Source organism: Pseudomonas sp. P7548 (assembly GCF_013386585.1).
Lineage (GTDB): Bacteria > Pseudomonadota > Gammaproteobacteria > Pseudomonadales > Pseudomonadaceae > Aquipseudomonas.
Genome location: NZ_JACARO010000120.1, coordinates 1 through 23,174, shown reverse-complemented (window position 1 = coordinate 23,174; position 23,174 = coordinate 1). Strand labels below are relative to the sequence as shown.

Sequence of the window (23,174 nt, the reverse complement as noted above, 5' to 3'; positions counted from 1 at the left end):
ACCGGTGCCCGGCCCGGCGGTCCCGCCATGGCCACCGCCCTGACCGCCCAGGCCGCCACCACCGCCGCCACCGCCGCCGTAGTTGGCGCCCGTGACACCGCCGCCACCGCCGCCGCCCGCCGCTGCGTTGCCGGTGACTGAAACGTTATTCAAGGTCAGGATACCGGCGTTGAAAATCCCGCCGCCCATGGCGCCGGTTGCCCCGTAGCCGCCGTTGCCGCCATTGCCGGAAACCAGACCACGAGTGATGACCAGACCGTCCAGCGTCACCGTACTGCCGGAGGTGATTTCCACCACCCGCGTCTTGTATTGACCATCGAGGGTAACGTCAGCGACGCCGTCGTTATTCAGGTCACCGTCCACGGTGATGTTCTTGTTGATCAGCAATTCAGAGGTGAGCTGCACCGTCATACTGCTGCTGAACGTCACAATATCGCCGTTCTGCGCCGAAGCCAGAGCCGCGCGCAGCGAGCCCACCCCGGTGTTCGCGTTGTTGGTCGCGGTCCACGTGGCCAGCCCCCACTGGTAGTCGTTCATGGCTTTGGTCGACAGCACGTTGGCGCTTTCGATGGTGCCGGTGGCGATCTCCAGGTCCCAGTCACCGCCCACACCGGTGCGGTTGGTCGACGCCGCCACGTCACGGCCGGTCAATTGCGCCAGGGAATCAACGAAATTCTGCCCGCGCTCGCCTTCGGCGGTGTAGCAGCCGTAGATCAGGATGTCGCCGCCGACATTCATGTCCTTGCCGATTTGCCCCAGCACCGCGCTGCGGGCAGCCACGTTATCCGCCGACAAGTACGTGGTGCCGAGCCACAGATCGCCCGCGTTGCCGTGGGCGATGATTTGCACCGAGCTGACGCCCTGATGCGTATCGAGGTAATCGGCGATTTGCTGCAGGCCGTCCTTGCTGCCGTCCAGCTGTACCACCTGGGTTCCGGGCGCCACGCCCTGCAGCAAGCTGGCGGAGTCTTTTACCCGGGCGTCGACAAACACCACGGTTTGCCCCGGCACCGCCACGGGTGCAGCGGCTGGCGCGTCGGCCTGGCCATGGGTGTCCTTGCTTGCGACCGGGTGGTCGCCGGTCGGCGCCTTGGCCGCGTCAGCGGTGGGGTGGCTGTCGGGCTGCGCCACGTCGGCCACGGTGGCGGCGACGGCGCCATCGAACAGCATGCGCGGTTCAAGGGACATGATCATGGGCGAGACCCGCGCCCGTGCTACTTCGCTAACCCGCGACTTGCGATTGCTCCACCACATGTTGCTCACCCGGCGTCGAACGTTCTTTGAGAGAAAATAAAAACGCCGCGATCAATTGATCGCGGCGTTGGCCTTCATACGAATCACATTGGCGGCACTGGCTGAGCCGTCCTGCCAAAACGACAACTCGGTGTACTGCTGGAACAGGTCCGGCGGCAAAATCGTGCGCCGCGCCTGCAGGCGCACCTTGGGCTGGACCTTGTGCAAGCCGGACACACCCAGCGCCTGGTCAAACTCGGGCGCGTCGTAGACGAGGTTGTTGAAGTCATGCTCAAACCACGGCTCGCCGATAAAGTCGTACACCAGCCGCAGTACCCGCTCCGGGGCCTGACTGAGCAGGTCGTAATCGACGATCAGCAATGAATCGGCGTGTTCGCCGTAATAGGCTTCCTTGAGCGCCGCCCACGAGAAGCCCACCAACCGGTTGCGCTGCGCCAAGGTTTCACAGCGGCTGTACACCGTGTTGCGCTCGACATCGTCGCCAAACAGCTTGGTGTTTTCGAAAGGATTGGCGCGGTACAGCCGTTCCAGGCTGTCCATGATCCAGGCGACGTTGCGCACGCAGGCAATGACTTTGGATTGGGGAAACAGGTCATGCAGCGCGGGCATGCGCGCGCACCATTGGCGGTTGGTGTCGAACACCAGCGGCGTGGCGGTTTTGTCGGCGTAGTAGGAGTCGAAGAGACCGCGCAACAGGCGGCGACGGGTATTGGCGTCAATCACCGCGCCAAACTCGCTGCCGGCGCTGCATTGCGCCAGCACGCCATTGAACAGGGTGCCAACGGGGCTGCTCATGCCCGCGTGAAAACGCGGGTTCTGCAGCAAAATCGCCGAGAGCAGGGTGGACCCTGAACGGGGCAATCCGGAGATAAAGTGATACTGCAATCCCTTCACCACTTTGTCAGACAAAAATCCATTTGTGGCCGTAGAGTAGTTCAGGATTGCGCGATCAACTAGTGGTCAATTGCCACTATTTTGGTATTCCCCTAATACCGAATGGATATTAACGGCAGCCCTCGGGCTGCGAAGGCTCTGGCCCGCGGCACAGCACGAACAGACGCGCCCGAGCCCCGCCGCCATCTTGTTGCAACAATTGGCGCCAGCCTTCGGGAATCGGCGCGAAATCGTCCGGTATGTCGGTGCTGCTGATCAGCCACACGCGCCGGGTATCGGCGGGTAATGCCGACAAACGGTCGAGGTAAATGCGCCCGCCGTCCTGGTCCACCAGGGTACCGAAACCATAGGCGTTCGGCCGGGTGGGCGTGCCGTCGGGCTTGGGCGGGGTATAGAGCTGCAATTGGGCGTCGGTCTGGTCGTAATACACGTAGCTGAGGTACCACATCATGTCGCTCAGGACGATGCGGTCATCCTCCTGATAGTTGCGGTTGACGAACTCCACCGGCACGTTCAACTGGTCATGCTCATCCACGGTGAAGTTGTTCTTGAGCCCCACCAGCTCCACGCCGACGAACAGCACGAACAACGCGGCGCCCAGCCACGATAGCCGTGTGGGCAGGCGGTCGATCGCCAGTGCGACAAGGATTGGCAAGCCCAACGCGTACACGGTGAGGTAGCGCTCGATAAACACCGGCGAGATAAAAGACACGCCGTACACCAGCAGCAACGGCAGCAGGAAGAACAGCGCCAGCAGGCAGGCGGGGCGCTGGCGCTCGCGGTCTCGCCAGGCAGTCACGCCGACCACGGCGATCAAAAGCAGCGGGAACAGCCAGAACAGCGGCTTCCAGAAGCCGATCCCCTCGTCCTGGAGCATGAACTGCCAGATCATCGACGGTACCGAGATCAACGACACCGGGTCTTCCCAGCCGATGTCGCCGCCGACCTTGAGCTGCTCGACATGTTGCACCAGGTCCAGCAGGTTCGGCAGCCAGGGCAGGTACAGCGCCACAACGACCGCATTGGCGCACCACCAGGACGGGCGCAGGATCAAGCGTTGGCCTGCCGGCTGGGTGCGGCACAACAGGCCCAGGTAAGCCCAGTGCACCAGCACGCACAGCGCGGTGAAATAATGGGTGTAGAAGCCAGCCGTCAGCAGCAGCACATAGGCCGCCAGGTAGCGCGTGCGTTCGGGCTGGCGGACCCAGTACACCAACGCCAGTGTGGCGCCCAGCAGCCAGACGGCCAGCAGCGAGTACATGCGCACTTCCTGGCTGTAGCGCACCGCTGACGGAAACAACGCCAGCAGCAGGCCTGCCAACACGGCCGCGCGGCGAGTGGACACCTGCCGCGTGAGCCAGATACCCATGCCCACCGCGACCACGCCAGGAATGGCACTCATGCCGCGGATCGACCAGATGCCGTCACCGAACAGCTCGATCCAGCCCCGCAGCATGAAAAAATACAACGGCGGGTGTACGTCATGGGCCGCGTGAAACCACAGGTCGGCCATGGCGTATTCACTGAGCAGCAGGCTGGAGCCTTCGTCGCCCCAGATCGCCGCTGCCGTCAGGCAATAAAAGCGCACGCCCATGGCCAGCGCCAGGATCGGCACCCACCACAAACGGCTGAGCCAACCGGCACCTTCCCAGGCGCCATCGAGGCGATTGACTGCGGGAAATACCCCAACCTTGTCGTCTTGTTCTACCACAGACCGTCGCACCTCAATTCCCCTGAAACTGCCCGTTGGCCGGGCAAAACCTGCACACGTGCAAACAAGCGCCACTCTAGGACAAAAGCCCCGGTTTCGCTCGCTGTTTCGCAGCCGACAGGCGGCGCGCAACAGCTGCGTCTACGCTCTGCGATGACGCCAGATCGATTGGCGTCACACCCCGTATAGCCCATACAAGGATGAGCGATTCATGGAAGTATTCATCGGCACCATTCAACCCTTTGCGTTTAACTTTGCCCCGCAAGGCTGGGCCTTGTGCGCCGGCCAGACCCTCTCCATCAACCAGAACCAGGCATTGTTCGCCCTGATCACCACCACCTATGGCGGCGATGGCGTGCAAACCTTCAAGTTGCCAGACCTGCAAGGGCGGCTGCCCGTCGGCCAGGGTAGCGGCGCAGGCCTGACCACGCGCGTCATCGGCGAGTTTTCCGGCACCGAATCCGTGACGGCCACGCTGGTCAACCTGCCGGTCCATACCCACACCGCCACCTCAATCACGGCCACAACGGCCATCCAACTGACGAGCGTGACCAGCAACCCGGTGACAACACCCACCGCCACCAACGCCTTTATCGGCGCCTCCGGCGGCGGACCGGGCAGCGCTTCGATCTACTCGGACCAACAGGGTGCCAACCCGGTGCCACTCCAGGGGGTGACCACCACGGTGACCAGCCCGACGATCGGCCCGGCCGGCCAAGGTCAACCGATGGGGTCCATGAACCCCTTCCTGGCGATCAATTTCAGCATTGCCCTGAGCGGCATCTTTCCGTCACGCGGCTGACGCACTGCCTTGGCCGAGGCTCGCGGGCCTCGGCACCTCTGACGTGGAGCCTTCCCATGCTGAACCTGGTTACTCTCGAACACTTTCGACCGTTGCTCACGCGCACCAGCGTGCTGTACCTGCCGGACGGCTCGGCGCTGCCGATCCAGGTGCAAAGCCTGCGCGAAACGCCAGACGCCACTATGCCCGGCGCCACTCGTGGAGCGTTCAGTGTGCAACTCAACAGCCTCGGCCCGACGGACTTCGTCGATGGTTTATGCCGCTTGCCACTGCCCGGGGCTTCCCTGGAACAGGTGTTCGTGTCTCGCGAGCCCGCCATGGGCCGCGACAGCGAGCGCGGTTATTTCTGCATCGTGTTCAACTGAGACGGGTACCACACCAACCGCTGTGCGGCGGGTGTCTGCTCCTCCACCCGAAACCCCAGCGCCAGGTAATGCTGGCGCGCCTGGGGGTTACTGGCCCACACCACCGTGGCCACCGGGCAGAACACCTGCGTAGCGGCTTGCTGCACCCCTTTGAGCACCGCACGGCCAAAACCCTGGCCGCGAGCGGCAGGGATAAACGCCAGGTACAACACGCGGATTTCATTGGGGCCGAAGTCTGCACTCAAGGCGCCGATGGGCGTGCCGAGTTTTTCGATCACGTAATGCAGGGCGCCGGGAAAATGCGTGTCCATGCCGGCTTCCTGAACCTGGAACTGCTGGCTGATCACCTCGTCCACCAGGCCCTGCTCGCCATCGATCCACTGCAAATCCGCCCGCGCCGAGCGGTACAAACTGTGCAAAAACGGCTGATCACTCGCCCGTGACGGGCGCATCTCCAACCCCAGCGCCAACGCGCCCTCCTTGTTCATCATCGCGTTCAACTCCTGTCAGAACCCGCTTTCCCGAACCCCCAATGCTGCTGCCCGTCGCCAGGCCACACCCAGCACCGACTCGCTGCGCCCTTGCAGCACCACCACGCCGCGCAACGGTTGGTGTGGGGTTTCGATTGTTTGCACACTTTTCAACCGCGCGCCGTATTGGGCCTGCACCGGCTCCGGGCGCTGGTTTTCATCACGGCGCACGGCAATCGGCCCGTGGTGATCGGATGTCAGCGCCTCCTGGTCCAGATAGGCCACGCCGTTGGCATCGATATCGGTCAACTCCACGGCGATGGCGGCGTGCATCGGGTCATCGGCGATAAACCGCCCGGTCGCCCCCGACGCAACCCGCCACAGTTCCGCTTCGGCCAGGTAACCGCGCAGGCGCGCGCCGTCTTCCACCACTTGCGCCAGCGCGTCCTTGGGCGACAGCCAGCGGCCCACGCTCAATTGCGGCAACACATCGCGCACGGTGCCCGCGTGGGGCGCGCGCAACAGCAAGCGCTCACGCTGAGCGGCCAGCCCACGGTATTCGGCGAGGGCCTGGGACAAGCGTTGATCGTTGATGCCGGCGTCTGCCGCCGTTTCGCTGCGCCCGGCCTGGCGGCGCATCTGCAGCTGCAGAATCTCCACTTCACGGCGCACGATGCTTTGCCGGGCGTCCAGGTCCGGCGACTCCAGCTCCACCAGCACCTGGCCCTGGGTCACCACCTGACCATCCACCACCCGCAATTGCTTGACCCGCGCCGCCACCGGCGCATGCAACGCACTGGCCCGCCCGGCTTCGAGCATGGCGGGCAATTCCACCGCACTGCGCCACGGCACCACCAGCACCAGCACGATCAACGCCAGGCCCAGGCCGCTGAGCAGCGCCCGGGGCGTGTGGGCCTGGCTGCGACGACCCCACCATTCGCGCCATTCCTTGCAGATGGGCAGGAAGATGAACCACACCAGTTCCACCAACATGAGGACGATCCCCAGCAGCTTGAAGAACAGGTGGTACACCGCCAGCGCAATCCCCAGAAACAACGCCGCGCGCCACAACCACGACAGGTAGCCCCACCACAACAGCCGCCGCTGCATCACCGGCGACCAGGGCTCCGGCGCCGGCTCGCCATAACCGAACAGCGCCTCGCGCAGGCGCCAGCGGCACAGGGCAAAGGCGCGGCCTTGCAAATTGTCGACGCCCCATAAGTCGCTGATCAAAAAGTAACCATCAAAACGCATGAACGGGTTGAGGTTGATCGCCAGCGTCGTCAACCACGTCGCACTGGCCAACATGAACGCGGCGGTACGCGCGGGGCCGTCCGGCAACAACGACCACGCCAGCAACGCCACGCATGCCAGCAGCAGTTCGGCCATCACGCCACCGGCACCGATCATCAACCGCGCCCGGCGATCATTGACCCGCCAAGCGTCGCTCACATCGGTGTAGAACATCGGCAGCAACACCATGAACGCCACCCCCATGCTCTGCACGCGACAACCGGCGCGCTTGGCCATGAACGCGTGGCCGAACTCATGGCACAGCTTGGCAAAGAACAGCGCCACGCCAAATGCGAGAGCGCCGCCCAGGCTGAACAGGTGCGGAAACGTCGCCAGGAAGCGCTGCCAGTCCCGCGCCACCAGGAACACGCCCAGCCCCAACACAATGGGCAAACCGTAGCGCAACAACCCCGGGCCGAAGCGCGCCAGCCATGGCCAGGCGCGGTTGAGGAATGCATCCGGCCGCCACAGCGGGATGCGGAAAAACAGGTATTGATGCAGCAGCACCTGCCACAGGCTTTGCTTCTGGGCGGCGGATTTGTAGAGGTAGCTGGCGCGTTGCTCCGGGTCGAGAGCGGCGATCAGGTCGTGGGCGCGCAAGAAGCACAGCAACTCTTCCACCTCGGCACCGCCCAACGGCAAACCCGGCTCGCGGTTGGCGGCTTGCAGGACTTTTGCCGGATCCCCCAGGGACCAGTGGCGCAACAAGCGAATAGCCGTGGCGCCCAATTTGAAATAGCGCCCGCGTACCGGGTCAGCCAGGGTCCAGCGAGGCGAACCATCCAATGCCGGCCCACTGCTGGACAGTTGCAGGTCGTCGCGCAGCGAGGGCAGGTTCATCAGAGGCCAACGCTCTGGCGCAGGCCCGCCAGCGGCCGGCGCAACAGGTACAGCGCCAGCGGTGCACGCTCACCGTAGATCTTCGCCGTACCACGCAAGCCGATACGGGGCGATGCGGCATCGAACTGCGCATCCAGCCGGTAAGCCAATTGGCCGCCCGGCGTGGGCTGCGCCTCGTAGGCCGCGCGTTGCAGGGTGGCCAGGTAGCGTTGCAAGGGGTCGCTGTCGAGAAATAGCGCGACCTGAGCGTTGGGCGCCAGGGCAATCGCATCACCCACGGCCAGTTCGATGCGCAGCTCGGCCTGGCCAGGGTCGGCGATCTGCAGCAGGCGCTCACCGGTTTGCACCGGTTTACCGGTCCAGCGCTCGGCGTCGGCGAAGACCGCAATACCGTCGCGCTCGGCGCGCACTTCGCTGCGCTTGAGCAGTTCACGAGCGTAGTCGCGTTCGGCGCGTTTTTGCTCGACGCGGGCGGCCAGCAGGTCGATGCGCGAACTCGATTCGGCATCGGCGAACGCTCGCTGGGCGTTGGCCTTGAGTTCGGCTTCCGCCACGCCCAGGGCACGCGCCGCCACATCGGCCTGGGCCGTGAGGGTGGTGCTTTCAAAGCGCAGCAGCAGGTCGCCGGTTTTCACCGTCTGGTTGGGCTTGACCAAGAACTCGGCGATCACCCCATCCAGCGGTGCTGCCACCACCTGCCCGGCCAGCGGCACCACTTCGGCCGGCGCCAATACCGACTGGCGCACCGGAATCAGCAGCATCAACAGCAACGCGACCACCACCAGCACCTGGCGTTTGCGCGTCAGGCGCAAGCGCCATGGCCGGCGAGGTTGCAGTGCATGCCAGGCATGGCTGTAAGTGCCGCCCAATTGCGAAAGCAATACTTGCTCGGCAGGGTTCCACGGCGTATCCCGTGCCAGCCACAGGCCGCCGAACACTTGACCTTGCGGGTCGATCATCGGCAGCCAGAACACATGGGCAGCCGACAAACTCTGCCAATCGGCCTGCACCGCGTCGCTCAGTTGCTCGGAGGGCACCACCCGCGCCGTCTCGCCCAACCCTTGGCTGTGCAACTGCGCCACCGCCTGCTCGACAAATGCCACGAACGGCGCGTTCGGGTCGACACTGCTTACCGCCGTGACAGCCTGCACCTTGCCGGCGATCAGCAGTGCGGCATGGCGATAACCGAACAGCGGCTGCCCATCGTTGACCAGGCTGTAGGCCAGTTGCTCGGTGGTGCGCGCGGCGCGGGTCTGGCGCTCAAGGTCGAGGAACTGCGCGAACACCCGCTCAGTGTTGCCCGGCATCGGTGCGTTCATTGCAGTTGAGCAAAGTGCGCGGTGCCGCTCATGCCGGCCATCAAGCCCGTGGCATTGGGCAGGGTGGCGACCAACAGCAGCGTCTGGCTACCCTCATCGATACGCGCGCCGAGGCGCTTGACCGTGGCGCTGAACGCCTGGCCGGTCTCGTCGGGGGTGAAGTTGAAGGTCTGGCCGGGCTTGAGTTTGTCCATCCAGCGCGACGGCACCAACAGGTGGATTTCCAGGCTGCGGTTGTCGACGATTTCCAGCAGCGGCGCGCCCGCCGACACGCTTTCATAGCGCTGGACCTTGCGCTGCACCACCTGGCCGTCATACGGCGCCAGCACGCTGCAGCGTTTGACCTGCACCTGGTACACCTGGGACTGGGCTTGGGTTTCGGTGAGCTTGGCTTCGGCGCGGGCCACTTCAAAACGCCCGACGGAATTGAGCGCCGCCAATTGCTTGTTGTGGGCCAGCTCTTCACCGGCGCCACGGCTAGCGGCTTGGGCGGCGTTGAGCTGGGCCTGGTAGGCCGAGCAGTCAAAACGCGCCAGGGTGTCGCCCTTCTTGAACGACTCACCCTCGCTGAACGGCAGCTCGACGATGCGCCCCGACAGCTCGCTGGCCAGCATCGCCTGGTCGCGGGCGCGCAATACGCCACGGGCCTCGCTGCTGGCGCTGGCTGCGGCGGCGGCCGGCTGATCCAGCAGCGGATCCTGGGCCAGGGCCAACGGTGCAATGCCGATCCAGCAGGAAAATCCGAACACCCATCCACGTAACAGCTTCATACGATCGACCTCCCTGACGATGTCCGCAGTCTAGGGCAGAGAGGGTAAATTGCCACTACTAAAAATCGGACAAATCAGCATTTTGCGTAGGCCTTCACCGAAGCCGATGTCGGTTCAAGCTATGATTGCCCTCCTCCAAGGACTCAGGATCAAGGACACGTCATGCGCATCGGTTTTCTGTCACCCCTGGCACTGGCCCTGCTGGCCGGCACTTCCCTGCAGGCCCAGGCCAGTTCCGACGACTCGTGCTACCCCGATTGGCGGGTGTCGCGCAGCAGCCTGGACACCTGCAGCAACCTGCCCTTCCTGAGCCCGGGCAATGACAGCCGGGTGAACCTGCGCCTGTTGCTGGCCGACAAAAAATCCGCGCCCCTGACCCCCGACGCCCTGAATGACGATGACCTGGCCCAAGGCTTCGGCCCGGTGCCGTTCCCGGTGTATCGCCTGGCGCCACGGGCCGACAGCACCACCGAGCCTGATAACGGCCCCGACGATTCGCGCACCGCTGAACTCGATACCTTGCTCGGCCCGCTGGGCATCAAGCGCGACGAGTACAAAACCGCCGGCGAAGCCTTCCTCAATGGCGAAGGCAGTCGCTGCCGCAGCAACGACGATGACAGCGCCACCGCGTTCATCAGCCAGGTGGTGAAAGCCGACATGCCCGCGCCCGAGCGCGAGCTGCTGGTCAAGGCACGCCTGCAACTGCTGAGCACCTGCGACTGGGACGGCCCGGTGGTGGCGGACCCGCAGCAGCTCCAGTCCGCCGACGGCCAGTTGCTTCTGGCCTACCTGCAAGCGGCCGCCGATTTCTACAGCGGGCGCTTCGCCGAGGCGTCCAGCGGCTTCACGGCGGCCAGCAAAAGCGCTTTGCCATGGCTGAAGGAAACTGCGCAGTACATGACCGCGCGCACCGCACTCAATCAGGCCCAGGCCAACGCCTACGACGAAGATGGCATGCCGCACCTGGACCGTGTGGACAAGTCCGCCCTGGCCGAGGCCGAGCAAGGTTTCGACAGCTACCTGAAGGCTTATCCACAGGGCACCTACAGCACCTCCGCACGGGGCCTGTTGCGCCGTGTGTATTGGTTGGCCAACGACAACCGCAAGCTGGCCGACGCGTTCGCCTGGCAACTGACCCAGGCGACCGATGCACAGCGCAACATGTCGGTGAATGAACTGGTGGAAGAGGCTGACCTCAAGCTGCTGATGGTCAACAGCGAGACCGTCAACTCGCCGATGATCCAATTGGTCAGCGACCTGATGGTGATGCGCGGTGGCAACCAGCCGACCCTCAGCCGGGCAGACATCGAGAAGCAGAAAGCGGTGTTCGCCAGCGAGCCTGAACTCTATGACTACTTGCTGGCCGTGAATGCGCTGTACACCGAGCAGCAGCCCGACGCCGCCCTCAAGCTGTTGCCGCAGAGCGTGCCGTCGAGCCTGAATTACTTCGCTTTCAGCCAACAGACCCTGCGCGCCCTGGCCCTGGAAGCCAAACAAGATTGGAAAGGTGCCGAAGCCTTGTGGCTGCAACTGCTACCGCTGGCGAAGCTGCCACTACAACGCGACCAGTTGGAATTAGCCTTGGCGATGAACTACGAGCGCAGCGGCCAGTTGGCCAAGGTGTTTGCCGCCGACTCGCCGATCGGCGCCAAGCAGGTGCGTTACATCCTGCTGCGCAACATCGCAGGGCCCGACCTGCTGCGCCAACAGATCGCCAAGGCCAGCGACCCGGTGGAGCGCGAGACCGCCCAGTTCGTGCTGCTCTATAAAGACTTGCTGCGCGGCCAGTACGCGACGTTCGCCGACGACCTCAAGCAACTGCCCGCCTCGGCCCCCGAGGACAAGTTGGGCACCAGCCTGGGTTACATCTACAGCGCCAGCCAGACCTTGAAGCTGTTCCAGTGGAATGGCGACAAGGCCGAGTCCGGCTACGCCTGCCCGAGCATCGCGCAAACCGCCGCGACCTTGCAGGCCGACGGCAAGCACCCGCAGGCGCTGAACTGCCTGGGTGAGTTCATCCTGCGCAACAACCTGGATGGCATGCCGCTGGAGCAAGCCCGTGCAGCGGGCAGCCTGGGCAGTACCGCCTCGCAGTTCAAGGGTGAAACCTTCTCGCGGCTTGATGGCTACAAGCAGGTGATCGCCAATGCCAAGGCGCCGAAGAACGACAAGGCCTACGCGCTGTTCCGCGCCATCAATTGCTACGCACCGGCCGGCTATAACAGTTGCGGCGGCGTTGATGTTGAGCCGGCTGTGCGTAAAGCCTGGTTCCGCCAACTCAAGAGCGGTTTTGCCGACACCCAGTGGGGCAAATCGCTGCAGTACTACTGGTGAGGCGCCTGTGGCTAGGCTTGCTCCTGCTGGCAAGCCCGGCGTTCGGCGCCGTCGACGCTCAAGACTACGATGCCTTCTGGCTGTGGAGCGGCGTGACGCCCCAGCCGGTGCTCAAGCAGGCCAACACCCTGTACATCCTTCAGGGCCAGATCAACTCCACGCGCCGGGCGCCAGCGCGTGGTGTTCAGCTCATCGCCCAAGGCATGAGCGTGCCGCGCCTCACCCGTGGTGAAGTCTGGGTGGTGTACCGCGCCCACACGCTGCACTGGCCCGAACGGGTCTACACCCAACTGCTCGGCCAGGTACAACGCTGGCGTGATGCGGGCAACCCGGTGGTCGGCATCCAGATCGACTTCGACGCCCGCACCCAATACCTGCATGAGTACGCCGACTTCCTGCGCGACCTGCGCCAACGCCTGCCCGCTGACCTGCGCCTGAGTATCACCGGCCTGATGGACTGGAGCAGCAACGCCGACCCCGCCGCCATCGCCCAGCTCAAAGGCGTGGTGGATGAAGTGGTGGTGCAGACTTATCAAGGGCGGCACAGCATCCCGGACTACGCGGCGTATTTGCCACGGATGAACCGGCTGGGTTTGCCGTTCAAGATCGGGTTGATCCAGGGAGGTGCTTGGGAGGAGCCGAGGTACTTGAAGGGAAGTGAGTGGTTTCGGGGGTATGTGGTGTTTTTGCAGAATCGTTGACATTTATGTCAACTCTATGCAAGAAAGTGTCCTCTGTCCGCGGACAGAGGACACTTACCTTTGGAGCCCCATGAAAAGTCAAGACATCGTGGTCCTATTCAAATTAATAAGCCTGGAGCTCCAAGCCAAAGGGGAGCGCGTGAAAAAGCGAGAGTTCTCTGTGGAAAAAGAGAACGCGTCCCTCGGGTTTCAAAGTCTTCCGGAATACATTCAAAATTTCGAGACCATTCTACTTTCCTCATTTGATGACTGGCGGGGCTGGGATGACGTTGATGAAGACTCCGAAAAAAGCAGCCCACACAATTACTCGGTGAGGGCGTTGTCTTCTGCACTGGGTCTTAGCAAAACCGAAGTTTCTTCGTCCCTGAATCGCTGCAGGGACATTGGATTGATTTACACGAATCACACTGACGGCCTACCTCTGGTAAGAAACAAAGCGCTGCTTGACCTGGTCACCTACAGCATTCGCTATATTTTCCCGGTTAAACCAGGCCCTATCGTGCGGGGTATTCCGACGGCTTTCGCCGCGCCGATCCTGGCAGGCAAGGTCATAAGTGGCGGCGATCTCATTCCCGTCTGGCCGGACGCCTACGGAAAAAGCAAAGGACAGGAAATCACGCCTCTCTACAGAACCGTTCCCGGCGCCGTGAAAAAAGACGAGCTTCTCTACCACTTCCTCGCTCTCGTTGACGCCATCCGCATTGGCGGCCCGCGCGAAACAAAAATTGCTGACGCGATGCTTCGGGAGTGGATCTTGTGACCTCCAACAGAACAATGATGCTGCAGATGCTTGAGGAGGTTGCCGAGGCGCTAGGTGAGACACTGCGAAAGCAAATTGCCTTTGTCGGCGGCTGCACCACTGTTTTGCTCATCACCGACGAATACACTCTGGAGTCGATTCGCGGCACAGACGATGTGGACTTGGTCATTCATTTGACGGGGACCACGGACTGGTACCGACTGGAAGAAAGCCTTAAACCCAGAGGCTTCAAAAATACCGGTCAGGATTCAGTCACCTGTCGCCTGAGGCTCGGCGCATTAAAAGTCGACTTCATGCCCACCGATGAAAAGGTCTTGGGATTCTCTAATACCTGGTTCGTCGGCGGACTGGAAAATGCCATCGACTACACACTACCCAACGGAACATCGATCAAGGTATTCGCAGCACCCTGGTTTCTTGCCGCAAAGCTTCAGGCTTATCAGGGTCGAGGATGTGGAGATGTCCTGATGTCCAATGACATTGAGGACATCATCGCTTTGCTGGACGGCAGAGAGGAACTTATCGAAGAAGTAAAACGGGCCCCCATTCCATTGCGACACTTCGTAAGTGAGCAATTCTCGGCACTGCTGAAGCTATCAGCGTTTCGAGACGTCATTCAAAGCACGGCCCAGGACTCAGACCGTGAGACGCTGATTCACGAGCGATTGAGGGCGCTGATCGGATTCGGAGTGTCCGTTTGACTCTGCTCTTGAACCTCAGCAGACAAGGGGTTGGCAGAACAGAAAACCGCGATGCGAGCGGTTCGGCAGACAATTCAGGCGCGTGCCTGTATGTGATCGCCGACGGCACCTCAAAACCAGGAAGCGGTGACCTCGCGCGGGCACTGATTCACCACGTGCTTGAGTGTTTTTCCCGCGCAGAATCCTCTGTTGCTTCTTGTCCCGACAATGCCTTGAAACTGACGCTCGACTCACTCAATGCAGTACATTCAAACCTTTGCCCGGACTTCCCTTTTGCCTCCACCAGCTATCTGGCATTGCTGGTGGTGGGTCAATCGATGGTTTCTATTCACGCCGGTGACTGCTGCCTGGGATACCTGGATAAAGACCAACGAACGATCTGGCTAAGCGCCCCCCACTGTGGGCCAAATTGGAAAGGCGACCTGAGCCACTCATTTATAGCCAATAGCCCCGCCCGTAAACGACTGCTCAACTGCATGAGCGGTCGTCGCCCCCACGAGCCTCATGTTCAACCATTGCAGGCGAGCATAGAAAGAACATGGGTCCTGGCCACTGACGGTTTCTGGGCCGAACTCTCGGCCGAGCACCAGGCTGGCGCCATCAGAGAGCAAACCCTTCACGGATATGCCACAGATGACGACGCCACCGTCATGCTGCTGCGCACGTAAAGCTTCCCTCACCAGTCGTAGGTCAGGCTTGATACGGCGGTGCGCCCTTCCCCGTAGTAGCAATCCAGGTCGCTGGTGCATTGCGACACATAGGTTTTGTTGGTGAGGTTCTGCACGTTCAGCGCCAGTTTCACGCCCTTGAGTTTGAGCGGCGAGCGGCTCAGGTCGTAGCTGAGGCTGGCGTCGTAGACGCTGTAGGACGGCACCGTGAAGGCACCGGCATAGTAATCACCCAGGCTCTGGCGAGCGTAGCGTACGCCAAGGCCTGCACCGAGGCCGGCCAGCGGGGTGTCGCCGAGCACGGTGTAGTTGACCCACATCGAGGCGGTGAGCGGCGAGATGCCGGCCGGGTGGCGGCCTTCTCGGCCGTCGTTGTCCTTGGTGTATTTGATGTCGTTGCGGGCGGCCGAAGCGATGATGTCCCAGGCGTCGCTGAGCGCCGCCTTGGCTTCCAGCTCAACGCCCCGCGAGCGCATGGCGCCGCTTTGAGAGCTGAACAAGGGGTTCGTGGGGTTGGTGGTGAGCACGTTTTCCTGATCGAGCTGGTAGACCGACACCTGCACAAAACTCTTCTGGCCGGGCGGTTGGTACTTCACACCGACTTCATATTGCTTGCCGGTCGAGGGGTCGAACGGCTTGCTGCCGGCATCGGTGCCCGTCAACGGCAGGAAGGATTCGGAGTAGCTGATGAAGGGTGCAACACCGTTATCGAACAGGTACACCAAGCCTGCGCGCCCGGTGAAGGCTTCGTCCTTGCTGGCAAAGCGGGTGTCCTGGATCGGCTCCTTGTTCACCACGCTGGCCCAGTCATAGCGGCCGCCGAGGACCAGCGCCCACTTATCCCATTTGATCTGGTCCTGCACGTACAGGCCGGTCTGGCTCAGGGTGCGGTCCCAACGGTACGGTTGGCCGTAGTTGATCCGCTGGCCGTAGACCGGCTTGAACAGGTCGATCACCGGCGGGTTGCGGTCATACAGCCCGTGGAACAAGGAGCCGGAATGGTAGTAATCCAGGCCGAAAATCATCGTGTGCGACAGCGCGCCGGTGTCGAATTCAGCCTGGGCAATGCTGTCCACACCGAACACTTTGTTGTTCTGCGACCAGTCCACGGCATAGCGCTGCAGGTAGCGTTGGTCCTGCACGCCGGTGACCGGGTTGGCGACAAAGGCGTAGCCGTGCAACGGTGCGGTGTAGCGGTCGTCGACCTCGGCATAGCGCGCATTCTGCTTGAGGGTCCAGGTGTCATTGAGACGGTGGGACACCTCATAGCCCAGCACGTACTGCTCGCGGTTGTACTGGTTGACGCCCGGCTCGCCGATAAACAGGTCGCGCTTGATCTTGCCGTTGGGGTTGTTCCACAACGTACCGGACGCCGGCAGGCCTTGGGCTTCGGGGACGCCTTTGTCTTTCTGGTACTGGGCGAACAGGGTCAGGTGGGTATCGTCGTTCGGCCGCCAGGTAAAACTGGGGGCGATGAACTGGCGCTTGTTCTCGACGTAGTTGATTTCGTCCTGCCCGTCATTGGCCAGGCCGGTGAGGCGGTAGAGAAATTGCCCCTGCTCGTCCAGCGGGCCGCCGAGGTCGATGGCGGCGCTTTTGTGTTCATAGGTGCCGGCTTCCAGCACCACCTGGTGCAACGGGGTTTCGGTGGGGCGCTTGCTGACCATATTGACGATGCCGCCCGGCTGGTTCTGCCCGTACAACACCGACGCGGGCCCTTTGAGCACTTCGATGCGCTCCAGGGAGTACGGCTCGATCTGCAAGGCGCCCCCGGTGCTGCCGCCGCCGTAAGGCAGGTGCAGGCCGTCGAGGTACAGCGGCGTGGGCGAGAAGCCGCGCGAGGTCGGTTCATCGAATAATTTGACCCGGTCAGAGAACCCACCCGCCGTCATGCCCGGTGTGTAGAGCAAGGCCTGGGTAACGCTTTGGGCACCGCGTGCCTTGATCTCGGCGGCGCTGATCACGTTGATGGTCTGGGGGATTTCCACCAGCGCCGAATCGGTCTTGCTACCGGAGGCGCTGCGTGTGGCGACGATGCCATCCACCGGGCCCCAGGCGCTTTCCTGCACTTGTTGGCCACTGACCTGGGTGGCGCCCAGCTGCAACGGGCCGTTACCGGTCAGCGCCTGCACCGACCAACCGCCCGGGGATTGCACGGCCAACAAGCCACTGCCCGCCAGCAACCGCTCCAGGCCGGCCCCGATCGCATAGCGCCCTTTCAGGCCGGCGCTGCGCTTGCCTTCGGTGAGCGTTGCGTCCACCGACAACAAGATGCCCGAGGTACTGGCAAAGAGGTTCAACGCCTGGTCGAGGCTGCCTGCAGCAATGCTGTAGGTGCGCAACGCTTCAGCGCTTTGTTCGGCGTAAACCTGCGTCGGCACCATCGGCACCGTAGCCAGCAGGCTGACAAACACGCCACGGCGCAGGGCGCGGGCCAAGGGTTGGATTGGGTGGTGCGGCATTGCAGGACTCCCCGTGAGATCGCTTCTTGATTGGCTTTCAAGAGGTATCCCGGACGAACACGGAAAACCGACAAGGCGACGCAACATTATTTTTGTAGGGTTGGGGTCAGGCTCGGGCTTTGAGGGTGACCCAGTAGCGTGTGACGCTGTGTATGTGGATAGGCAGCGAATGCGCCAGGGCCGCAAGGATGGCGTCGGTGTCGTTCAGCGGAAACACGCCGGTGAGCAGCAAGCCGGCCACGGCGGGATCGCAGCGCAACACACCGGGGCGATAGCGACCCAGTTGCGTCACAAACTCACCCAACGGCTGGCGCTCGGCGATCAGGCGGTGCTCGGTCCAACTGCTGGCATTGGCGTTGACCGCAGGCAGCGCGGAGCTTTGCCGTTGGTTGAACCACAGGCTGTCGCCCGGGTTCAGCTGCACCGCAGTGCCCTGTGCCGGAGTGACGCGCACGCGACCTTCATACAGATCGACGCGACTACCGTCAGGCAATTCACGCACGGAAAAACGCGTACCCAACGCCTGCACATCGCCGGCCGGCGTCTCGACGATCAGCGGGCGCAACGGGTCGTGGCCGCTGGTCAGCAGGATCTCACCACGGATCAGGCGGATGCGGCGCTCACGGGCACTGAAGCGCAAGTCCACGGCACTGTCGCTGTTGAGGTCCAGGCGCGTGCCGTCGCTGAGGGTGAACTGGCGGATCTCGCCCGTGGCGGTGTGGTAATCGGCAAACGCCGCTTGCCAGGGTTCGCTGCGTGGCACCAGGTAACCGCTGCCGCCCGCCACCAGCAACACGCCGAGCAACTTGAGGGCCGCCCGGCGCTGGGTATCCGGGGTGTCACGCAGCACGGCACGGGCACTGTCGGCCGGCACGCCGCTGAGGGTGTGCTGCAGGTGCTGAAGGCGCTGCCAGGCGCGGCGATGTTCCGGGTCGGCGGCCTGCCATTGGGCGAAGGCCTCGCGCTGCTCACCGTGCAGGTCATCGCCCCATTGCAGCATCAGCCACTCACTGGCCTGCTCGACAATGGCCGGGGCGATGGGCGCATCGTGTTTCATTCGGCGTAGGCCACCTGGTAGCAGGCGACGATGGCGCGGGTCATGTACTTCTGCACCGAGCTGACGGTGACGCCCAGGCGCTCGGCGATCTGCGCGTAGCTCAGGCCTTCGAACTGCGACAGCATGAACGCGCGGCGCACGTTGTCGGGCATGCGGTCGAGCATGGCGTCGATCTGCATCAGGGTTTCGAGGATCAGCGCGCGGGTTTCCAGGGACGGTGATTCCGGCTCCGGCAGGTGCGCGATGCTTTCCAGGTAGGCGCGCTCGATGCGCAGGCGCCGCCATTGGTCGATCACCAGGTTGCGAGCGATCTGCACCAGGTAGCTGCGGCTTTCCTTGTCACCGGGAAAACGCCCGGACACCAGCAGGCGCAGGAACGTGTCCTGCGCCACATCGGCGGCGTGCTCGCGGTCGCCCAGGCGCTGGCGCAACCAGCCTTGCAGCCAGCCGTGATGGTCGCGGTACAGGAGGTGAAGCTGTTGCTGGCCGTCAGTCGCGGTGTCCATGAAAAGCTCAGATACATTATTGAGAGCAATTATCATTACACCTTATTTCGCGACTGACAAAAACTCTTTGCAGATCAGCGTGCGGCCGTTTGCAGCGGGTACACCGATTCCCAGCCGCCGCCCAACGCCTTGTACAGCCCGACCATCGCCAGCGAAACGCCCGTGGAGCTTTCTACCCATTGCTCCTGGGTGGCCAGCAGCGCGCTTTGCACGGTCAGCACGTTGACGAAATCCACCACGCCTTCCACGTACTGGTGCTGCGCGGTGGCCAGGGCGATCTGGTTCTGGCGCACGGCTTCAGCGAGGCTGTCACGGCGCAACTGGCTGGCGTTGTAGCGGGTCAGTTGGTCGTCGATCTCATGCCAGGCGCGCAGCACGGTTTGCTGGTAGGCCAGCGCTGCTTCCTGCTGCTGGGCTTCACGCAGGTTCAACATGCCTTGCAGGCGCCCCCCATTGAACAGCGGCAGGCTGAACTGCGGGCCGAAGGCAAAAGCGCGCGAGCCCCATGAGCCAAAGTCCGACAGTTGCATCGCCTGGGAGCCAAGGCTGCCGGACAGCGTGATGCGCGGGTAGAAGTCCCCCTTGGCCACGCCGATGTTGGCGGTGGCGGCATGCAAACGCGCTTCGGCCTGACGGATATCCGGGCGACGCTCGGCCAACTCCGAAGGCAGGCCGATGGCGACCTGGCGCTGGGTTTGTGGCACGGCGGCGTCTTTGGACAACTGTGCATGCAGGGCTTGTGGCGGCTCGCCCATCAACAGGCTCAGGGCGTTGATCAACTGGTCCTGGCGTTGCTGCAAATCCGGCAGCCGCGCTTCGATAGCCGCCACTTGGGCGGCGGCTTCGGCAACGTCCAAATCGGTGGCCACGCCGTCGGCCAGGCGCAATTGCGAGAGCTTGAGGCTGTGGCGGGCGACGTCGAGATTCTGCTCGGTGACGGCGCGGGTATTTTGCACGCCGCGCAGCTGGATGTAGTCCTGGGCGGTCTCTGCAAGGACTGACAGCAGCACAGTGCGACGGTCATTTTCGGCCACTTGCAGGGTGGCGTCCGCGGCTTCGGTTTCGCGTTTGACCCGGCCCCAGAAATCCAGCTCCCAGGCGGCGGAGAAGCCCATGTCCCACTGGTTGTAGGCCGAACGGCCATTTTCGCCGGATGGGTCGCTCAAGCCCTTGGCGCTGTTGCGCTGGCGCAGGTAGTCACCGGTGGCGTTGACGTTGGGGTAACGCTCGGCGGTGGTCACCTGGCGCACGGCATGGCTCTGTTGCAGGCGGCTGCTGGCCAGCTTCAGGTCGAGGTTGTCGGTGAGCGCACGGCGCGTGAGGGCTGAGAGTTGCTCATCGTGGAACACGTCCCACCAGCGCTCTTGCAACGGGTCGCTGGTCGCACGGCTGTCAGCCTGGCGACCCTGGGGTTCACTCCATTGCGTCACTTGCGGGCTTTGGGGCGTGTGGAAATCCGGGCCGACCGTGCAGGCGCTCAGGCTGATGAGGCTCAAGGTGAGCCACGCGATGTGCTTCATTGCTGAGCCACCTCACGGTTTTTTGCCACCGGCTGGGTATCGACGCTGGCTTCCACCGACATGCCGACCCGCAGGCGCTCGGCGTGGGCCTGGCCAGGCTCCAGCACGATCTTCACCGGAATGCGCTGCACCACCTTGGTGAAGTTACCGGTGGCGTTGTCGGGCTTGACCGACGCGAACGTCACCCCGGTGGCCGGCGCCAGGCTTTCGAGATGGCCGTTGAGCAACTCGCCATCCAGGCTGTCGACACGCACCTGCACCGCCTGGCCCGCGTGCATGTGGGACAGTTGGGTCTCCTGGAAATTGGCTACCACGTAGGCATCGGCCAACGGCACCACGGCGAGGATCTTGCTGCCCGGCGTCACGTAGGCACCGACGCGCACGGCACGCTCGCCGACCATGCCGTCCACCGGCGCCACAATGCGCGTGTAGGACAGCTGAAAGCTGGCCAGCTCCAAGGCCGCCTGGGCACGCTTGAGCCCCCCTTCGGCGGCATCACGCTGGGCGGTGAGGATCTCAACCTGCTTGCGTTCGGCCGCGAGCACGGGAGTGGCGTTGGCCAGCCGTGCGGTGGCCTGATCGATGCGGGTCTTGGCTTGCTGGGCGTTCTGCACAGTACCCGCGCCGACGCCGGCGAGGTGGTTGTAGCGGTTCAGTTCGTGTTCGGCAAAGGCCATTTCCGCACGGTCTGCCGCGACGGTGGCCTGGGCCTGGGCGATGACCGAGCTTTGCCGCTCCAGAGTGGCCGTGGCGTTTTTCAGTTGGGCCTGGGCGACGAGAGTGTCGGCGTCGGCAGCCTGGGCGGCAGCACGAAAATCGCGATCGTCGATCAGCGCCAGCAACTGGCCGGCCTTGACCCGCTGGTTGTCTTCCACCAGCACTTCTTTGATGAAGCCCGCCACGCGCGGCGCAACCAGGGTGAAGTCGGCGGCGACGAACGCGTCGTTGGTGGTCTGGCGCTTGCTGCCCAGCACGCCCGGTGCAATCAGGTACACCAGCACGCCCACAGCGAACACCGCGATAGCGGAGACGGCGATTTTGTCTTTGCGTTTCATGAGCAATCCTTTTGGCTAGGTCGGTGCGCGCGGTGGAAAAATCCGCGTCGGCATCCAGAAAATCAGCAGAATCAACGCCACCGCGACGGCGGCCATGACGTAATAAAGATCTGAAGACGTGAGCACCACAGCCTGTTCGTGCAGGCGGTGCGCCAGGCCCGGCGCATCGGCGTCGCCCAGTGGGAAGTTGCCCAGGCCGTCCACCAACATGTTCGAGTGGAAGTGCAGGCGCCGAGTGGTCAGCACATCCAACACGGCGGTCGCGATCACGGCGGCCAGGCCTTTGATGGTGTTGAACCAGGCCGAGGCGAACGGCCCATCCATCGGTTGGATGCTGCCGGTGGACAGCATCAGCAGCGGGAGCACGGCCATGGGCTGACCGAAGATTTGCAGCAGGTACAGGCCATAGAAGTCGTCGCGGATCCACGCCGAGGTCAGGTGCGCACTGCCCACGCAACACAGCACCAGCATGCCCAGGCCAACGCCCAGCACCCAGCGGCAGTCGACCCAGCGCAGGTTGCACAACGCGGCCACCAGAGGTAGTGCGATGAGCTGCGGCAGCGCCATCAGCAACATCACTGGCGCGGTTTGCAGCGGGCGGTAGCCCTGGACCTGTGCGAGGAAACTCGAGGGGATGAGGATCACCGAGGTCAGCACCATCAGCACGCCGGCCAACACGATCAGGGCAAACGACAGGTTGCGCAGGCCCAGCATCTGCAACTTGAAAAACGGGGTCGGTTGCGACCATTCATTGAGCATGAACAGCACCAGCAACAGCGTGCCGCCGCACAGCAAGCCGGTGATCAGACCCGACTCGAACCAGTCCAGGCGATTGCCTTGCAGCAGGCCGATCACCAGCATGCAGATCGCTGGGAACCCCAACAGCAGGCCGCGCCAGTTGAACTGCTTGAAGCGTTCCAGGCGCAACGGGTCTTGCGGCAGGCCGTAGCCCACGGCGGCCATTGCCAGCAGGCAAGGCCCGACGATCTGCCAGAACGCCCATTGCCAGCCGACGTATTCGGTCCACAGCGCCGCCAACGGCGTGCCGAGGCTCGGGCCGAAAGTGGCGGTCAGCGCGTAGCCGGCCAGCCCATACAACTTGACGTTGGCGGGCAGGAAACGCAGTGCCACGGTCATCAGCATCGGCGGCAGCGCCCCGCCCGCCAGGCCTTGCACGGTGCGCAGCACCAGCAGGCTTTCGTAGTTCGGCGCAAACGGGCACAGGATGCCCAGCACGGTGAACAGGCCGATGGCGCACAGGGTGAAGCGGCGCAGGGAAAAGGTCACCGAACACCAGGGCGCAAAGGCCATGGCCGCGACTGACGTGGCGGTGTAGGCCGCGACCAGCCAGGTGCCTTCGTCATAGCCGATGTACAGCGCCCCGCGGATATCGGCGAGCGCCACTTTGGTGACCATCTCGTTGAGGCCGGACACCAGCACCGCCAGCAACACACCGACCAGGCCGAGGATGATGCGCGGGCCGAACACGGGTGGGCTCATCGCGGTGGGTTTGGCTGCGGCCGCGAGGGTGGGGGCAGCGAGGGAAGTCATGAACGGATAGCTCGAAAGTAAAAATACCCGAGCAGTTTAATCAGCCACATACATGACAAAAAGTTACTTATCGAAAGCTTATAAGTGCGTGAAACGCAATCGTGTATACAACGCACATACCTGCAGGAGCCCGGCTTGCCG

At 63.2% G+C, this 23,174-nt stretch carries 20 protein-coding genes; 7 read left to right on the top strand and 13 right to left on the bottom strand.

The window, feature by feature from the left end:
- The 3 genes from HX803_RS30880 to HX803_RS30870 all read right to left on the bottom strand — a co-directional run.
- On the bottom strand, positions 1-1,254 hold a 1,254-nt coding region (locus HX803_RS30880), incomplete at its 3' end, for a DUF4347 domain-containing protein (RefSeq protein WP_178925873.1).
- A 51-nt stretch (positions 1,255-1,305) separates the two neighbouring features.
- Positions 1,306-2,148: a sulfotransferase gene (locus HX803_RS30875; RefSeq protein WP_178925872.1), complete on the bottom strand. Its 843-nt coding sequence runs from the start codon at positions 2,146-2,148 to the stop codon at positions 1,306-1,308.
- Positions 2,149-2,257: 109 nt separating this feature from the next.
- On the bottom strand, positions 2,258-3,871 hold the full coding sequence (locus HX803_RS30870; RefSeq protein WP_178925871.1) for a glycosyltransferase family 39 protein: 1,614 nt from the start codon (positions 3,869-3,871) through the stop codon (positions 2,258-2,260).
- Between the two features lie 199 nt (positions 3,872-4,070).
- Between HX803_RS30870 and HX803_RS30865 the strand changes: the two genes are divergently transcribed.
- Both HX803_RS30865 and HX803_RS30860 read left to right on the top strand, forming a co-directional pair.
- Entirely contained in the window at positions 4,071-4,661 is a 591-nt protein-coding gene (locus tag HX803_RS30865) for a phage tail protein (protein WP_178925870.1), read from the top strand.
- A gap of 56 nt (positions 4,662-4,717) precedes the next feature.
- A complete protein-coding gene (locus tag HX803_RS30860; protein ID WP_178925869.1) occupies positions 4,718-5,026 on the top strand; it encodes a hypothetical protein in 309 nt (102 codons plus the stop codon).
- Here HX803_RS30860 and HX803_RS30855 read toward each other — a convergent pair.
- From HX803_RS30855 to HX803_RS30840, 4 genes are read right to left on the bottom strand one after another with little or no spacing between them, the layout of a single operon-like run.
- The gene (locus tag HX803_RS30855) at positions 5,002-5,517 is read right to left on the bottom strand and encodes a GNAT family N-acetyltransferase (protein ID WP_178925868.1); all 516 of its coding nucleotides are present in this window, start codon (positions 5,515-5,517) and stop codon (positions 5,002-5,004) included. The two genes, HX803_RS30860 and HX803_RS30855, sit on opposite strands and share 25 nt — an antisense overlap.
- A gap of 15 nt (positions 5,518-5,532) precedes the next feature.
- A complete protein-coding gene (locus tag HX803_RS30850; RefSeq protein WP_178925867.1) occupies positions 5,533-7,629 on the bottom strand; it encodes a biotin/lipoyl-binding protein in 2,097 nt (698 codons plus the stop codon).
- A complete protein-coding gene (locus HX803_RS30845) occupies positions 7,629-8,948 on the bottom strand; it encodes an efflux RND transporter periplasmic adaptor subunit (RefSeq protein WP_178925866.1) in 1,320 nt (439 codons plus the stop codon). Before HX803_RS30845 ends, HX803_RS30850 begins: the two co-directional genes overlap by 1 nt.
- Positions 8,945-9,718 (bottom strand): efflux RND transporter periplasmic adaptor subunit, encoded by a 774-nt coding sequence (locus HX803_RS30840; RefSeq protein ID WP_178925865.1) that lies wholly within the window; start codon positions 9,716-9,718, stop codon positions 8,945-8,947. Before HX803_RS30840 ends, HX803_RS30845 begins: the two co-directional genes overlap by 4 nt.
- Before the next feature lie 162 nt (positions 9,719-9,880).
- Here HX803_RS30840 and HX803_RS30835 point away from each other — a divergent pair, with 162 nt between their 5' ends.
- The 5 genes from HX803_RS30835 to HX803_RS30815 all read left to right on the top strand — a co-directional run bounded on the left by HX803_RS30835 (position 9,881) and on the right by HX803_RS30815 (position 14,882).
- Positions 9,881-12,052, top strand: a complete 2,172-nt coding sequence (locus HX803_RS30835; protein WP_178925864.1) for an outer membrane assembly lipoprotein YfiO — start codon at positions 9,881-9,883, stop codon at positions 12,050-12,052.
- Entirely contained in the window at positions 12,049-12,753 is a 705-nt protein-coding gene (locus tag HX803_RS30830; protein ID WP_178925863.1) for a DUF3142 domain-containing protein, read from the top strand. Before HX803_RS30835 ends, HX803_RS30830 begins: the two co-directional genes overlap by 4 nt.
- Before the next feature lie 70 nt (positions 12,754-12,823).
- A complete protein-coding gene (locus tag HX803_RS30825) occupies positions 12,824-13,513 on the top strand; it encodes a hypothetical protein (protein WP_178925862.1) in 690 nt (229 codons plus the stop codon).
- Positions 13,514-13,527: 14 nt separating this feature from the next.
- Positions 13,528-14,214: a hypothetical protein gene (locus HX803_RS30820; RefSeq protein WP_178925874.1), complete on the top strand. Its 687-nt coding sequence runs from the start codon at positions 13,528-13,530 to the stop codon at positions 14,212-14,214.
- The gene (locus tag HX803_RS30815; protein ID WP_178925861.1) at positions 14,211-14,882 is read left to right on the top strand and encodes a protein phosphatase 2C family protein; all 672 of its coding nucleotides are present in this window, start codon (positions 14,211-14,213) and stop codon (positions 14,880-14,882) included. The genes HX803_RS30820 and HX803_RS30815 overlap by 4 nt, the downstream gene beginning before the upstream one ends.
- An 8-nt stretch (positions 14,883-14,890) precedes the next feature.
- Here the strand turns inward: HX803_RS30815 and HX803_RS30810 are convergent, their stop codons facing one another.
- The 6 genes from HX803_RS30810 to HX803_RS30785 form a co-directional block, all read right to left on the bottom strand.
- Positions 14,891-17,344, bottom strand: coding sequence for a TonB-dependent siderophore receptor (locus HX803_RS30810; protein ID WP_178925860.1), 2,454 nt, complete (start codon positions 17,342-17,344; stop codon positions 14,891-14,893).
- 106 nt (positions 17,345-17,450) lie between these two features.
- Positions 17,451-18,401 carry a FecR domain-containing protein gene (locus HX803_RS30805; RefSeq protein ID WP_178925859.1) on the bottom strand — a complete coding sequence of 317 codons (951 nt, stop codon included), beginning with the start codon at positions 18,399-18,401 and terminating at the stop codon, positions 17,451-17,453.
- Positions 18,398-18,907, bottom strand: a complete 510-nt coding sequence (locus HX803_RS30800; protein ID WP_178925858.1) for a sigma-70 family RNA polymerase sigma factor — start codon at positions 18,905-18,907, stop codon at positions 18,398-18,400. Before HX803_RS30800 ends, HX803_RS30805 begins: the two co-directional genes overlap by 4 nt.
- A gap of 74 nt (positions 18,908-18,981) precedes the next feature.
- The gene (locus tag HX803_RS30795) at positions 18,982-20,427 is read right to left on the bottom strand and encodes an efflux transporter outer membrane subunit (protein WP_178925857.1); all 1,446 of its coding nucleotides are present in this window, start codon (positions 20,425-20,427) and stop codon (positions 18,982-18,984) included.
- Positions 20,424-21,482 (bottom strand): HlyD family secretion protein, encoded by a 1,059-nt coding sequence (locus HX803_RS30790; RefSeq protein WP_178925856.1) that lies wholly within the window; start codon positions 21,480-21,482, stop codon positions 20,424-20,426. The genes HX803_RS30795 and HX803_RS30790 overlap by 4 nt, the downstream gene beginning before the upstream one ends.
- A gap of 15 nt (positions 21,483-21,497) precedes the next feature.
- A complete protein-coding gene (locus HX803_RS30785) occupies positions 21,498-23,033 on the bottom strand; it encodes an MFS transporter (RefSeq protein WP_178925855.1) in 1,536 nt (511 codons plus the stop codon).
- Between the last annotated feature and the right edge of the window lie 141 nt (positions 23,034-23,174).

What these genes read in the sequence shown, in the direction of transcription:
- HX803_RS30865 (WP_178925870.1), top strand. Translation starts at nt 4,071, where the DNA reads ATGGAAGTATTCATCGGCACCATTCAACCCTTTGCGTTTAACTTTGCC.
- HX803_RS30860 (WP_178925869.1), top strand. Translation starts at nt 4,718, where the DNA reads ATGCTGAACCTGGTTACTCTCGAACACTTTCGACCGTTGCTCACGCGC.
- HX803_RS30855 (WP_178925868.1), bottom strand. Translation starts at nt 5,517, where the DNA reads ATGATGAACAAGGAGGGCGCGTTGGCGCTGGGGTTGGAGATGCGCCCG.
- HX803_RS30850 (WP_178925867.1), bottom strand. Translation starts at nt 7,629, where the DNA reads ATGAACCTGCCCTCGCTGCGCGACGACCTGCAACTGTCCAGCAGTGGG.
- HX803_RS30845 (WP_178925866.1), bottom strand. Translation starts at nt 8,948, where the DNA reads ATGAACGCACCGATGCCGGGCAACACTGAGCGGGTGTTCGCGCAGTTC.
- HX803_RS30840 (WP_178925865.1), bottom strand. Translation starts at nt 9,718, where the DNA reads ATGAAGCTGTTACGTGGATGGGTGTTCGGATTTTCCTGCTGGATCGGC.
- HX803_RS30835 (WP_178925864.1), top strand. Translation starts at nt 9,881, where the DNA reads ATGCGCATCGGTTTTCTGTCACCCCTGGCACTGGCCCTGCTGGCCGGC.
- HX803_RS30825 (WP_178925862.1), top strand. Translation starts at nt 12,824, where the DNA reads ATGAAAAGTCAAGACATCGTGGTCCTATTCAAATTAATAAGCCTGGAG.
- HX803_RS30820 (WP_178925874.1), top strand. Translation starts at nt 13,528, where the DNA reads ATGATGCTGCAGATGCTTGAGGAGGTTGCCGAGGCGCTAGGTGAGACA.
- HX803_RS30810 (WP_178925860.1), bottom strand. Translation starts at nt 17,344, where the DNA reads ATGCCGCACCACCCAATCCAACCCTTGGCCCGCGCCCTGCGCCGTGGC.
- HX803_RS30805 (WP_178925859.1), bottom strand. Translation starts at nt 18,401, where the DNA reads ATGAAACACGATGCGCCCATCGCCCCGGCCATTGTCGAGCAGGCCAGT.
- HX803_RS30800 (WP_178925858.1), bottom strand. Translation starts at nt 18,907, where the DNA reads ATGGACACCGCGACTGACGGCCAGCAACAGCTTCACCTCCTGTACCGC.
- HX803_RS30795 (WP_178925857.1), bottom strand. Translation starts at nt 20,427, where the DNA reads ATGAAGCACATCGCGTGGCTCACCTTGAGCCTCATCAGCCTGAGCGCC.
- HX803_RS30790 (WP_178925856.1), bottom strand. Translation starts at nt 21,482, where the DNA reads ATGAAACGCAAAGACAAAATCGCCGTCTCCGCTATCGCGGTGTTCGCT.
- HX803_RS30785 (WP_178925855.1), bottom strand. Translation starts at nt 23,033, where the DNA reads ATGACTTCCCTCGCTGCCCCCACCCTCGCGGCCGCAGCCAAACCCACC.